The sequence below is a fragment of the Aeromonas jandaei genome (assembly GCF_037890695.1).
Classification (GTDB): domain Bacteria; phylum Pseudomonadota; class Gammaproteobacteria; order Enterobacterales; family Aeromonadaceae; genus Aeromonas; species Aeromonas jandaei.
In genome coordinates this window covers 4,176,683-4,189,879 of record NZ_CP149571.1, presented here as the reverse complement: position 1 = coordinate 4,189,879, position 13,197 = coordinate 4,176,683, and the positions used below count along the sequence as shown (strand labels likewise).

The following is a 13,197-nucleotide window of genomic DNA, read 5'->3' as shown; positions in this document are numbered from 1 at the left end:
TAACCGCTGGCTGGTGGTGCAGGAAAAGGGGACGGGCACTGCCCGTCCTGTCAGTTGTTACTGTTTGCCGTGGCTCAGGATGGCCCGTTCCATCCGCGCCAAAGCCTCGACCAGACGCGCTTTGGTGCAGCCGAAGTTGAGGCGCACGAACTGGCCATTGCCAAACTGGGCACCCGGCGAGAGGCCTACCCCAGCCTGTTCAAAGAAGGCGACGGGATCGTCTAGCCCGAGTGCGCTCACATCGATCCAGGCCAGATACGTCGCCTGATGGCTGGCCAGCTCGACACCGGGCCAGCGGGCGACGGCCTGCTGGATCAGGGCCAGATTGGCCGCCAGATAGTCGAGTTGTTCGCAGAGCCACTGATCGCCGCCCTCATAAGCCGCTTCAGCCGCTACAAAACCGAGCAGGTTGACGTCGGCGCTGATGCCGCGCATCGCCTGTTGCAAACGGAAGCGCAGACGGGCATTGGGTACCACGGCAAAGGAGCAGCAGAGGCCGGCGATGTTGAAGGTCTTGCTCGGGGCCATCATCACGGCGCAGCGCTCGGCAGCCTCCTGGCTGATGGCGCCGTAGGGGATGTGGCGGGCCGACTTGTCCAGCAGCAGATCGCAGTGGATCTCGTCTGAGCAGATCACCAGATTGTGGCGCTCGGCGATGGCATCGATGGCCAGCAGCTCGTCGCGGGTAAAGACGGTACCGCCCGGGTTGTGGGGGTTGCAGAGCAGCAGCAGGTCGGCCGAGGGGGCTTGGCGCTCCAGTTCTGCAAGATCCAGCACCCAGCGACCGGCCTCTTCCACCATGGGGACGGTGAGCAGGGGACGGTCGTTGAAGCCCGGCGCCTGCAGGAAGGGGTAGTAGACCGGCTTGGGGGTGATGATGCCGCGGCCATGCTGGCTCCACGCCTTGCAGGCAAGGTTGAGCCCCGGTACCACGCCGGGCAGGAAGACTAGCCACTCCGGCTGGATGGCCCAGCCATAGCGGGTGGCCAGCCGTTCGATGATGAGTTCGATCAGGCGGGGGGAGGGGCGAGAGTAGCCGAAAATGCCGTGAGCAACCCGTTGGGTGAGCGCCTCGATCACGGATGGCGGAGAGACAAAGTCGGTGTCGGCAACCCACATGGGCAGCACATCCTGGCCCTTGTACTTGTCCCACTTCAGACTCATGGTGCCACTGCGGTCAACTTCCCGATCAAAATCAAACATGCGAACTCCTTGTGCTGGCCAGATGGGCTTTCACTCTACGGGGTCGCGGCCCGCCCCGCAAGCGACAACCCCGGGGTGAGCAGCCTTGAGCCGGCTCTTGATAATGACATAAGATAAGTGCGGTTTTTTCATGCGGTTGCTGCTCTGACCTTCCGTATTTTTTGCTTCGCGACGAATGGTAATCCTATGGCCTTGCTGACGGCGGTAACAAGACGCCCCGATCCCGTATCCCTCTCCTTTCTTGCTGTCACCTTCATGACTGGTGTGGCGGTGGCGCTTCAGGTGCCAACCTTGAGCCTCTTTCTTGCTCAAGAGGTTCAGGTGCGCCCCTTTCTGGTGGGCTTCTTTTACACCATCAATGCCGTGGTCGGCATCCTGATCAGCCAGTGGTTGGGCCATCGCTCCGACAACCGGGGGGATCGCAAGCGCCTCATCCTGCGCTGCTGTTTTGCCGGCATCGCACTCTCCCTGCTGTTTGCCTGGAACCGCAACTACTGGCTGCTGGTGAGTCTGGGGGTATTGCTGGCCAGTCTGGCGGCTACGGCCAGCCCCCAGCTGTTTGCACTGGCGCGGGAGTACTCCGACAGCCGCAACAAGCGGGCTGACATGTTCAGCTCGGTGATGCGCGCCCAGTTCTCGCTGGCCTGGGTGATCGGCCCACCCATCGCATTTGCGCTGGCCATCGGCTACGGCTTCGAGGTGATGTATCTCGCCTCTGCGGTTGCCTATCTGCTCTGTACCCTGGTGGTCTGGCGCTGGCTCCCCTCTCTGCCGCTGCCCAAGATGGCCGAAGAGAGCGAGCGGGTCAGCAGCTGGCGGGATCCTTCGGTGCGGGCGCTGTTTATCGCGTCTACCCTGATGTGGACCTGCAACAGCATGTACCTCATCAATATGCCGCTCTACATCACCCGCGAGCTGGGGATGGACGAGAAGCTGGCGGGGGTGCTGATGGGGACTGCGGCGGCCCTCGAGATCCCCTTCATGCTGCTGGCGGGCTACTACACGGCGCGGTTTGGCAAGCGGCCGATGATGTTGCTGGCGGTGCTGGCCGGCGTCATCTTCTATGGCGGGCTGGTGAGCTTCACCAGCCACTATGCGCTGATCGCGCTGCAGCTTTTCAACGCCATCTTCATCGGTATCGTCGCGGGGATCGGCATGTCCTATTTTCAGGATCTGATGCCGGGTCGGGCAGGGGTTGCCACCACGCTCTTCTCGAACAGCATCCGCACCGGCTCCATCATGGCGGGCGCCATTGCCGGCATAGTGGCGGAGGTGTGGAGCTTTCACGGTGTCTTTATGGTGGCACTGGTGCTGGCCATGGTGGCGCTGGCCGCCTGCTGGCGGGTGCCCAATGTCTAGGAGAAAAGGGTAGCGCCTTATTTACCCTGTGCGGAGAGGCTCTGCTCGCCCTGATACTCGTTGCGCAGGCAGCGCAGCAGCAGCTCGGTGGCGGGGCCTAGTGATTCGGGGGAGAGGGTAAGCAGGTAGGTGTAGAGGTGGCGTTCGTTGCCGCTCTCCAGATCGAGCTGCACCAGCGTGCCGGAGGCCAGCTCCGCTTCCACCAGATGGCGTGGCAACCAGGCGTAGCCAAGCCCCTGCAGGATCATGCTGATCACCTCGTGGTAGTGCGTCGCCTTCCAGCCGGTATCATCCGCGTCGTTCCAGTCCACCGAGCGGTGAATGGGGGGATGAAGGCTGATCTGGTTGTGGCTGGTGAGGTCATCGAGGCTGATGGGCCCCTCCAGTTGGGCCAGCGGGTGGCTGGCGGCGCAGAGCGGGCGCAGGCACACCTCGTCCAGCACCAGCCCGGTGCGATCCCCCGGCAGATGTTCCGAGAGCATCAGATCCCCCGGCTGCAGCGCGTTGAAATGGCAGTGAATTCGCTCGTGCAGATTGACCCGGCAGCCACGGCTGCGGGGGTAGAAGTGGGCCAGCGCACGGTAGAGGCGCTCCCTCGGCTGCAGGGCCGAGACATAGAGGTTGATCTGCGGTTCCCACTGCCGCTCCAGGTTATTGGCCAGATTCTCCAGCTCCTCCACTTGCTGGCTCAACTGGCGCGCCCGCTTGAGGAAGATCTCCCCCGCCGGGGTCAGCACCGCCTTGCGGCCGCGCACCTCCAGCAGGGGCACCCCCAGACTCTGCTGCAACTTCGCAACCGCATGGTTGAGGGAGGACTGGCTCTTGTTCAGCGCCTCGGCCGCCTGGGCATAGCCGCCACAGTCGACCACTGCCTGAAAGATCCGCCATTGCTCAAACGTGCTTTTGGGACGAAACATAGTTCAACCTGATTGGAGAGGGTGGAGTCAGGGAGATGCAGGGAGCCGAGGCTCCCTATTCAATTTAATCCCTGTCTCGCAATAACCCGGTTATTTTGTTGATTTATTTGGGCTGCGCCGCTTTCCTGGCTTATTTGGGCTGTGCCACAAAGGTCTGGCCGGTTTTGCCCCGGCTGTCGCTTCCCATCAGATAGAGGTAGAGCGGCATCAGGTCGGCCGGAGTCTTGAGGTTCATCGGATCTTCCGCCGGGAAGGCGCTGGCCCGCATCTTGGTCCGGGTGCCACCCGGGTTGAGGGTATTGACCCGCACGCCGGTGTTTTCCAGCTCGTCGGCCAGCACTTCCATCATCCCCTCGATGGCAAATTTGGAGATGGCGTAAGTGCCCCAGTAAGCCCGTCCTTTGCGGCCCACACTGGAGGAGGTGTAGACGATGGAAGCATCGCCGTGCTCTTTGGCGCTCTGGCGAACCAGCGGCAGCAGCGCCTGGGTCAGCAGAAATTCCGATTTGACGTTGACCTGCATCACCTCGTCCCACTCCTTCTCCTGAATGTGCTCGAAGGGGGAGAGGGTGCCGAGCAGCCCGGCATTGAACAGAATGCCGTCGAGGCGACCAAACTGGCGGGTGAAGGTGGTGGCTAGTCCACGATAATCGGCGGCGGTTGCGGTTTTCAGATCGAGCGGGACGATGGCGGGCAGCGGGTGACCGGCAGCCTCAATCTGGTCATAGACGGCTTCAAGTTTGGCGCTGGTGCGGCCGAGCAGGATCACGGTAGCGCCGTGGGCGGCATAGGTGAGGGCGGCTTCGCGGCCGATCCCGTCTCCGGCACCGGTGACCAGAATGACCTTCTCCCTGAGCAGATCGCGGGGGGCCTGATAATCGAGCATGGCAACTCCTGTTAACAAATTCCGGCCATAAGTGCATGGCAATCGAGGGCAAGTGTACTGATCCGCGCCTCGGTTTGACCAGCTCATCCCCGAAAAAATGTGAAGAAAATAGAGGGGTTGTGAGTATCAGGTTGGATTTTTAACGGCTTGATGCAGAGTTTTTGCGCGCGTCCCGCAAACTCCCTAGAATGTGACAAAACCGATCCTCTCTGGAGTCCACCGTGACATTTTTGACCGAATATGGCCTGTTTCTGGCCAAAACCGTGACCTTTTTGCTGGCCATCGGCGCCATCGTCCTGATGGTGGTCAGCAGTCGTCAACCCAAGGCGCGCAAGGGCGAGCTGGTGGTGACCGATCTTTCTAACGAGCTGGAGCAGGGGCAGTTTGCACTCAAGAGCGCACTGGCCAGCAAGGCTGAGCGCAAAGTGCTGGAGAAGCAGCAGAAAGAGGAGCAGAAAAAGCGTGCCAAGGCGGGTGACGAACGCAGCCGGCTCTTCGTCATCGATTTCAATGGCAGCATGGATGCCAAAGAGGTTGCATCACTGCGCGAAGAGGTGAGCGCGGTGATCGGGGTGGCGCAGCCGGGCGACGAGGTGCTGCTGCGCCTTGAGTCCGGCGGCGGTGTGGTGCATGGCTACGGTCTTGCCGCTTCCCAGCTGCAGCGGCTGCGTGACAAGGGGATCAAGCTCACCGTGGCCATCGACAAGGTGGCAGCGAGCGGCGGATACATGATGGCCTGCGTGGCGGATCAAATCCTGGCTGCACCCTTTGCCATCGTCGGCTCCATCGGGGTGATCGCCCAGATGCCGAACTTCAACAAGCTGCTGAAAAAGCACGACATCGAGTTCGAGATGCACACCGCAGGTCAGTACAAGCGTACCATCACCATGTTTGGCGAGAATGACGATCTGGGGCGCGAGAAGTTTCGCGAGGAGCTGGCCGCCATCCACGAGCGCTTCAAGCAGTTTGTTGCCGAGCACCGGCCGCAGCTCGATATCGATCTGGTCACCACCGGCGAGCACTGGCTGGCGAGTCAGGCCAAGGGGTTGGGGCTGGTGGATAGCCTCTGTACCAGTGATGACTACCTGCTGGCGCAGGCCAGCCAGCACAAGGTGGTGGGCATCCGCTACAGCCGGCCCAAGAGCCTGACCCAGAAATTGGGGCAGCAGGGCGCACAGGCGCTGGAAGCCGGGTTTGGCCGTCTGTGGCAGCAGAGCCCCTGGCGTTGAGTCGCGACCCGCAACGGGCGTGACAAGTGATGAGCGAGGCCAGTCGGGGCAACCCGGCTGGCCTCGTTTTTTGACCACGTTGCAGGCCGTGTTGCCGATGGGGTAATGCCGTGGCGAGGATGGTTGTTTCCATTCAACTCCTCTGTTACAACTGAGGGCTTTCCCCTTTCATTGCAGGCCCTACGGGCTAGGGAGCATGCCAATGCCATGGAGCACCTTCAGGCAATTTACCCCGCTGGTCTGGATCGTCATTCTGGGCACCTTCATGGTGCGCACCAGCTACTACATGGTGTGGCCCTTTCTCTCCATCCTGCTCTATCGGGAGTATGACCTCTCGGCAACCCTCATCGGCCTGCTGCTGGGGGGCTCGGCAGCGCTCTCGACGCTGGTGAGTTTCTACGGCGGCTGGCTTTCGGACCGCTTCGGGCGGCACAGTATTCTGCTCGGCGGTTGTCTGGTGGCGATGCTCTGTTTTGGTTTGCTCGGTTTTTCCCACTCCGTACTCTGGCTTGGCGTCGGAGTGATGGGGAGCGGGCTTGCCTCCGGGCTTATCGATGCGCCCGGCAAGGCGCTGATGGCTGATAGTCTGGCGTCGGCCAAGGCGCGGGAGCTGGCTCTGCACCTGCGCTATTTCCTGCTCAATCTTGGTGCCGCACTGGGGCCACTGCTCGGGGTGACGCTCGGGCTCAATGCCCAGCAGGAGACCTTCCTCTTTCTGGCAACGAGCTATCTATTGCTGGGGGCTGCCTTTGGCTGGGGTTTTCGTCGGGCGAGTTCCTCTCACCGTCATGGCGCTGCCGGCCCCGGTTTGCGCGATGCGATCAAGGTGTTGCTGGCAGATCGTGCCTTCCTGCTGCTGGTGATGGCCAATCTGCTGATGGTGCTGGTCTACTCCCAATTTCACTCGCCACTGGTTCAGTACCTGACTCGCGCCGGTATGCCGCAGGTAGCCGAGCTGGTTGCCTTGCTGGTGGCGACCAATGCTCTGACGGTGGTGTTGCTGCAGTTCCCGCTGCTGCGGCTGCTCTCGCGCTGGCCGGTGCGGGTGCGGCTTCATATCGGCATGGCTCTGTTTCTGGCGGCCCAGCTGCTGTTTGCCGCAGGGGATCCGCTGGTGCGTAGCCACTGGTTTGCCGCTGTGCTGCTGCTCAGCATCGGCGAGACCATCCTCTTTCCACTGCTCAACGTGCTGATCGACCAGATGGCGCCCGGCCATCTCAAGGGGAGCTATTTTGGTGCCAGTGCGCTTGCGGGCTTGGGTAGCGCCGTCGGGGCTCTGCTGGGGGGCTGGATCCTGGAGCAGTGGAGTGGACAGCTGCTATTCCTGCTGATGGCGCTGCTCTGCGTGGCCATCTTCTGGCTCTACGAACGGGGCGCCCGCGTGCGGCACCCTGTGGCAGCAGTGTCGAAGCCCGGCAGCAACTGAGTGCTCAATGGCGCTCTTTGGGGGAAACCGTCTTGAGGGCTCGCTTGGCGGCATACATCCGCTCGTCCGCCAGCCGGATCAGGTTTAGCCCCTCGTCGTAATGTTCGGGGCCGGTCTGCACTATGCCGATACTGAGGGTGATCCCGGCCAGTTGATCTTTTATCGCCTGGGTCAGCCGCTTGAGATAGATATCCCGCGCCTGCGCCTCGTTGCAGTTGGGCAGGATCAGGCAGAACTCATCCCCGCCATAGCGAAAGCAGCAGTCCTCGGTGCGAAAGACCTGACGGATGCAGGTGCCGACGGTGCGCAGGATCTCGTCCCCGCGCTGGTGCCCCTCGTTGTCGTTGATCTGCTTGAAGTTGTCGATATCGAGGTAGGCGATGGCCACCGGTTCGGCCCGTCGCTGGCAGGAGCGCAGCGTCAGCTGCAGCTGATCATTGAGGTGGCGAACGTTGAGCAATCCCGTCAGCGCATCGGTGCGATTGAGCTCCTCCAGCTGATGGGTGCGCTCGCGAACCTTCTGTTCGAGGCTTTTCGCATAGTTCTCCGATTTCTCTCTGGACGACTCGATCTCTGACACCAGGCTGCGGATATAGGTCTCGAAGACCAGCGTGATGTCGAACAGGATCAGCTTGTCCAGCGCCGCCAGCATGGCGATCCGCTCGCTCTCGTTGCCGATTTGGTCAAAGATGTTTTCGATCAGCAGCGCCTTGAGGGTGTTGATGGCGGCCAGATAGAGCTTGGGTTCGACGCCGATCCGCTTGTGCACCAGCCCGATCCGCAGCCGGTTGTTGACGTACTCCAGATCGTAGAGACCGCTGAACAGATCGAGAATGTAGCGCCGCTGGGCGGCTCGCAGCCGGTTGAGGGTATCGGCATCACCTATCAGCAGGGCAATCTCGGTTATAGCTGTTTGCTGCTGGTAAAAATTGTCGACCAGCTCATCGATATGGGGCTCGATCTTGCCGCTGTAACTTGCCAGCAGAGCGACATCCTGTTCGTTCAGCAAAAGCAGCTCTTTGCGATGGGCAATTTCAAATTCGGTGATCCGCATCTGCTCCAGCAGGGTCTGTTCCGTGGGTTTCATCGCCGCTCTCTATCAAGGGGGCCGGCAGGACTCCGTGTCGCTGCCGTAGCCTTATTGGAAATAATTTGCAATTGATAGTGTAGACACTTGTGGGGTGGAGACTGAAATGGCTCTTGTCGACAGAGCCATTTCATCGGCCTGGATAGTAAGGCGAGCGGTATTAGAAGGTCAGTACCTTGTCGGCGGCGAGGGTCCACTGGGCCAGCATCGGCAGGGTGCCGATCTCGATGCCCTCGATCAGCGGCAGGGCAGTGATGCCACGGGCATCGGTGCAGGTTTTGCACAGGCGAATGGTGACCCCTTGAGCCAGCAGGATCTCCAGCATCTGGCGCAGGTTGTACCCTTCGGCAGGCGCCTGACCGGCCAGCGCCGCGCTCACCGCATCGGACATCAGGAACAGCTTGAGGCTGGCACCGCCCTGTTCGTTGAGGGCAATGGCCAGACGCAAGGCATTGAACAGGGATTCGCTGCCATAGGGGGCACCATTGGCAATCACCACAATTTGTTGATTCATAAGAGACTCCCGATTGGAAAGAGCGCCATTGTAGAACCAATAAGGTGGCAATTGCGTGATATGACACAACTTCTGTCGCACCTTTTTCCCGCTTGCTTGACCCTGCTGCCGATCGAGGTTTTTATGGTCAGCTCGCAAACAAGACCGGATGAATCGAGATGTGGAAAGTATTGGGAGCCGGCTTGCTGCTGTTGGCGGGCTCGGCCTGTGCCAGTCAGCCTGTCGGTTGCAAGGCCCGCCTGCAGGCGGTCAATGAGCAGCTGGTGTTTGCCAAAGCACACAACAATGCCGGGCAGATTGCCGGGCTGGAACAGGCCGCGCGCAATATCAAGGCCTACTGTACCGACGAAGGGCTCCTCAAGGAGCAGAAACAACGGGTAAGCAAGCTGCGGGGAGAGGTCAATGAGCGCCTGCTTGAACTGCAGGAGGCCAGAGTGTCCGGCAAACCGGGCAAGGTGGCCGACAAGCAGAACAAGCTGGAGCAGGCTCAGACCGACTTGCTGGAGGCTCAGCGGGAGCTGGGTGAGCTGAACCGGTTGGTCAACAAAAAGTAGCGCCCATTCGATGAGCGGGGATCAAAAAGGCCGGGATAACCCGGCCTTTTGCATTTATTGCCTGTGCATCCGCACAAACTTCTCCATCAGCTGATCTTCGGTCTCCACATGGGCGGGATCCCAGATGATGCAGTCGATGGGGCAGACACTGATACAGGTCGGCTTCTCGTAGTGACCGACGCACTCGGTGCAGCGACCGGGATCGATCTCGTAGATCTCCTCCCCTAAGCTGATTGCTTGGTTCGGGCACTCGGGATCGCACATGTCACAGTTGATGCACTTGTCGGTGATGAGCAGCGCCATCTCAAGCCGCCGTATGGGGGTTGCGGGTGTCTTCGCGATCCCCGAGGTTGCGCAGCAGGATACCGAAGTTCACATCCAGATCTTTGGGGACCGGCACATAGACCACGTGACCGTTGCCCGGCGCGGTGTCGATGAGCTCGCCCTTGCGGTTCTCCATCTGTGCCAGATTGAAGCGGACGTTGCCCTGCGGGGTCATCAGCTCCAGGCTGTTGCCCACCAGGAACTTGTTCTTCACTTCCACTTCCACCATGTCACCACGGCGACCGGTGATCTCGCCGACAAACTGCTGGGTGTCGGAGACGGAGTAGCCGTAGTCGTAGTTCTGGTATTCGCTGTGGTTGTGACGGCGCAGGAAGCCCTCGGTATAGCCGCGGTGAGCCAGATTCTCGAGGGTGCCCATCAGGCTGCGATCGAACGGACGACCCGCCACTGCATCGTCGATGGCCTTGCGATAGACCTGAGCGGTACGCGCGCAGTAGTAGAAGGACTTGGTGCGTCCTTCGATTTTCAGCGAGTGCACACCCATCCTGGTCAGACGCTCAACGTGCTCGATGGCGCGCAGATCCTTGGAGTTCATGATGTAGGTGCCGTGCTCGTCCTCAAACGCGCTCATGTACTCGCCCGGACGGTTGGACTCCTCCAGCAGCACCAGTGCATCGCTCGGCTTGCCGAGGCCCAAAGTCGGGTCAACTTTCTGCACGGCGATAGGCTCCTGACGATGGACTATCTGGCCCACTTCGTCTTCCTTGCCCTCGTGTACCTTGTACTCCCAGCGGCAGGAGTTGGTGCAGGTGCCCTGATTGGGGTCGCGCTTGTTGATGTAGCCGGAGAGCAGGCAACGGCCGGAGTAGGCCATGCACAGCGCCCCGTGAACGAACACTTCCAGCTCCATCTCCGGCACTTGCATGCGGATCTCCTCGATCTCGTCCAGCGACAGCTCGCGAGAGAGGATGACCCGGGTCAGGCCCATCTGATGCCAGAACTTCACCGTGGCCCAGTTGACCGCGTTGGCCTGCACCGACAGGTGAATGGGCATATCAGGGAAAGCTTCGCGCATCATCATGATGAGACCGGGGTCGGACATGATCAGCGCATCCGGCTTCATCTCCACCACAGGACGCATGTCGCGGATAAAGGTCTTGAGCTTGGAGTTGTGGGGCTGGATGTTGGCCACCACGTAGAACTGCTTGCCGAGGGCATGGGCTTCGTTGATACCCAGTTGCAGGTTCTCGTGATCGAATTCGTTGTTACGCACCCGCAGGCTGTAACGGGGTTGGCCGGCATAGACGGCATCAGCGCCATAGGCATAGGCGTAACGCATGTTCTTGAGGGAACCTGCGGGGGAGAGCAATTCTGGTTTAAACATGTCGGACTCTTCGTATCTGATTGCAAATCAGGACGACGCCACCTGATGGCGCCGTATGGGTTGAGCAGCAGTGCGAGCCATTATATGGTGCTCTGCCACCCGATAACGGCATATCCAGCCTGCACGCTTATAAAATATGCGCCAGATATTCGGGGTGCGAGATTGTACTCGCCCCCACGCCATCATGCAATTTGGCAGGGATAAAGAGGGACGGGGTGTATCGCTGTCAGGCCCAGCGAGACAGGGGTGCTGGCATGGCGTGGGCATAGCCCTGTTGATAGTCGCAACCGAGCTGGTTGGCGATCTCGATGTGCGTCAGGGTCTCGACCCCTTCGCACACCACCTTCATGCCAAAGCGCTGCAGATACTCCACCAGACCGCTCAGCATCCGCAAGGCATGGCTGCTCTTGCTCGCCTGCAGCAGCAGGGAGCGATCCAGCTTGATGATCTCGTAGGGGAGCGCCATCACCCGCTGAAAATTGCACTCCTGGGTGCCGAAATCATCGCAGGCGATATGAGCGCCGTGGCTGCGCAGCACTTCGATCAGCTCCCGATGTTTGCGATAGAGCGGCGCATGTTCCAGCACCTCGAACCAGATCGCTATCCCCAGCTTGCGAGCCTGCAGGATCACCAGCAACAGCAGGTTCTGGTATGTAGAGTTCTCAAGTGCAGGATTCAAGTTGATGGAGAGAGAGCAGGGCGCATGGCGTGCCAGTACGGGCAGGTCACGCCAAATTGCTCTCAGTATCACTATATCGATGTCCAGAGCTTCACCCGGGCTCAGAGTCAGGAAGTCGATGCCCTGGTAGCCCTGCCGTGCGGGATCCCAGCGTCTGGCCAGCGCTTCAAAGCCGATGATCTGGCGATCCTTGCCGATGATGGGCTGATAAAACGGCATAGCGACATCGGCCGCCAGCGGGGCTATCTCATAACTTGGGGGCTCTTCTTTGAATGCCAACATGGCACTGGTCTCAACAGGCTGACAAATATGGGGGATCATAAAATAGAAGGTCAAAAGGGGATGTAGGAATACTCCGATTGTTAGTTGTTAAATGGGATGAATGAATCGGAATATTCCGATTACTTCGCTGAATGTAACCCTCTAGACTGTTGCTGGATAAAAATATGAAATGAGTTAGCAAGCATTATTTATATGGTTTCGTTAAACAGCTATTGGGATTTAACTCCACACCAACAACAGGGGAGTTGAATGTATATCGTACAGATAGAACGTTATTTGCACAACCAAGGTGCTTTTTTGTAACGAGAATATTCGGCTTCTTGTTAGTGGTAAAGGAACAAACAGATATGTATGAGCGACAAATAAAATCATACATTTACGGTGCTGGCATGTTCTCCTGTTATTACTGGTTTTGAAATTTATGGTGTGGCAGTGAGAGAACGATATCAATGTATTTAAAGTATAGGCCTGATTATCCATATCAATAAACAGAAAATATGGTTAATTTTATATTGGTTGTTGTTTTATAGCTATAAATATCATCGATATTGGCTTTTCCATTGCCATTTCTTTTATATAGCTAGCCGGATTTTAGTTCGCAGAGAGGGCGCTTGGCGTAAATTTCCATAGGCAAGCGCCCGATTTTATATCTGATTAGCACAGGCCACTGCTGCGAGCATATTCAAAGAGAGCACTGTCACTGCTGATGCCCAGACGCTGCATGGCACTCTTCTTTTGGGTACTGATGGTCTTGATGCTACGGTGCAGGTAGTCAGCGGCTTGGGTAACGGACATACCACTGGCCAGCAGCCGCACCACTTCAGTCTCTTTGGGGGTCAGTTGATTGATCCCTGCCTGCTGGGGCAGGCCCGCTTCGGCCAGCAACATTTTGACCGAACTGCCGATATAGGTACGGCCAAGCAATACCTGACGAATGGCATCCGAGAGTTCGCCGATGACCGATTTCTTCAACAGCAGGCCGCTTATTCCTGACTGGATAAGTGACTGCAAAATGGCGTTATTGTGGAGCTGGGTCAATACAATAATAGGCAGAGAGGGATAATCGCGTCTTAACTGCTGGATCATTACCAAACCGTCGCTGCGAATATCACCTGGCATACTGAAGTCGGTGATAAGCAGATCACATGGGTGTTGCTGCAATAAAACCAGCAACTCAGATACTTGATAGGCCTCGGCAATCACTTCGCAGCGGGGTTGAATCTGCTCGATAAGAGCACGGATCCCGGTCAAGATCAGCGGATGGTCATCAGCAAGTATAATCTTGAAGGACATAAATGAGCCTCTTATAAAACAGCGAATAATATTCAGGCTATCAAACCTAGCATTTCTATACTACCGTGCGCACCCATTTTTTTCATGGTCTCCTCTTGT

13 protein-coding genes are annotated in these 13,197 nt (G+C 58.7%); 4 read left to right on the top strand and 9 right to left on the bottom strand.

All coding sequences use genetic code 11. The features are described from left to right. Positions 1-57 precede the first annotated feature (57 nt). Positions 58-1,203 carry a MalY/PatB family protein gene (locus WE862_RS19670; protein WP_042030066.1) on the bottom strand — a complete coding sequence of 382 codons (1,146 nt, stop codon included), beginning with the start codon at positions 1,201-1,203 and terminating at the stop codon, positions 58-60. 186 nt (positions 1,204-1,389) lie between these two features. Between WE862_RS19670 and WE862_RS19665 the strand changes: the two genes are divergently transcribed. Then, positions 1,390-2,562: an MFS transporter gene (locus WE862_RS19665; protein WP_042030068.1), complete on the top strand. Its 1,173-nt coding sequence runs from the start codon at positions 1,390-1,392 to the stop codon at positions 2,560-2,562. 17 nt (positions 2,563-2,579) lie between these two features. Here the strand turns inward: WE862_RS19665 and WE862_RS19660 are convergent, their stop codons facing one another. Then, complete coding sequence (locus tag WE862_RS19660; RefSeq protein ID WP_041210717.1) at positions 2,580-3,479, bottom strand: LysR family transcriptional regulator; 900 nt, start codon at positions 3,477-3,479, stop codon at positions 2,580-2,582. A 130-nt stretch (positions 3,480-3,609) separates the two neighbouring features. Next, complete coding sequence (locus WE862_RS19655; protein ID WP_042030069.1) at positions 3,610-4,365, bottom strand: YciK family oxidoreductase; 756 nt, start codon at positions 4,363-4,365, stop codon at positions 3,610-3,612. A gap of 221 nt (positions 4,366-4,586) precedes the next feature. On the opposite strand from WE862_RS19655, the gene sohB reads away from it, so the two are divergent. Together sohB and WE862_RS19645 are read left to right on the top strand one after the other, a co-directional pair. Next, positions 4,587-5,594, top strand: coding sequence for a protease SohB (sohB, locus tag WE862_RS19650; protein WP_042030070.1), 1,008 nt, complete (start codon positions 4,587-4,589; stop codon positions 5,592-5,594). A 202-nt stretch (positions 5,595-5,796) separates the two neighbouring features. Next, positions 5,797-7,020 carry an MFS transporter gene (locus WE862_RS19645; protein WP_042030072.1) on the top strand — a complete coding sequence of 408 codons (1,224 nt, stop codon included), beginning with the start codon at positions 5,797-5,799 and terminating at the stop codon, positions 7,018-7,020. Between the two features lie 4 nt (positions 7,021-7,024). Here WE862_RS19645 and WE862_RS19640 read toward each other — a convergent pair whose 3' ends face one another. Together WE862_RS19640 and WE862_RS19635 are read right to left on the bottom strand one after the other, a co-directional pair. Next, the gene (locus tag WE862_RS19640; RefSeq protein ID WP_042030073.1) at positions 7,025-8,107 is read right to left on the bottom strand and encodes a protoglobin domain-containing protein; all 1,083 of its coding nucleotides are present in this window, start codon (positions 8,105-8,107) and stop codon (positions 7,025-7,027) included. A gap of 160 nt (positions 8,108-8,267) precedes the next feature. Next, a complete protein-coding gene (locus WE862_RS19635) occupies positions 8,268-8,621 on the bottom strand; it encodes a DsrE/DsrF/TusD sulfur relay family protein (RefSeq protein ID WP_041210722.1) in 354 nt (117 codons plus the stop codon). A gap of 158 nt (positions 8,622-8,779) precedes the next feature. Between WE862_RS19635 and WE862_RS19630 the strand changes: the two genes are divergently transcribed. Beyond that, positions 8,780-9,175 carry a DUF1090 domain-containing protein gene (locus tag WE862_RS19630; protein WP_042030074.1) on the top strand — a complete coding sequence of 132 codons (396 nt, stop codon included), beginning with the start codon at positions 8,780-8,782 and terminating at the stop codon, positions 9,173-9,175. 54 nt (positions 9,176-9,229) lie between these two features. Here the strand turns inward: WE862_RS19630 and WE862_RS19625 are convergent, their stop codons facing one another. The 4 genes from WE862_RS19625 to WE862_RS19610 all read right to left on the bottom strand — a co-directional run bounded on the left by WE862_RS19625 (position 9,230) and on the right by WE862_RS19610 (position 13,098). After that, positions 9,230-9,478 carry a YfhL family 4Fe-4S dicluster ferredoxin gene (locus WE862_RS19625; protein WP_041210724.1) on the bottom strand — a complete coding sequence of 83 codons (249 nt, stop codon included), beginning with the start codon at positions 9,476-9,478 and terminating at the stop codon, positions 9,230-9,232. 1 nt (position 9,479) lies between these two features. Continuing rightward, complete coding sequence (gene yegQ / locus WE862_RS19620; RefSeq protein WP_042030075.1) at positions 9,480-10,844, bottom strand: tRNA 5-hydroxyuridine modification protein YegQ; 1,365 nt, start codon at positions 10,842-10,844, stop codon at positions 9,480-9,482. Positions 10,845-11,070: 226 nt separating this feature from the next. Next, entirely contained in the window at positions 11,071-11,805 is a 735-nt protein-coding gene (locus WE862_RS19615) for an EAL domain-containing protein (RefSeq protein ID WP_042030076.1), read from the bottom strand. A gap of 654 nt (positions 11,806-12,459) precedes the next feature. Then, on the bottom strand, positions 12,460-13,098 hold the full coding sequence (locus WE862_RS19610) for a response regulator (protein WP_042030077.1): 639 nt from the start codon (positions 13,096-13,098) through the stop codon (positions 12,460-12,462). Between the last annotated feature and the right edge of the window lie 99 nt (positions 13,099-13,197).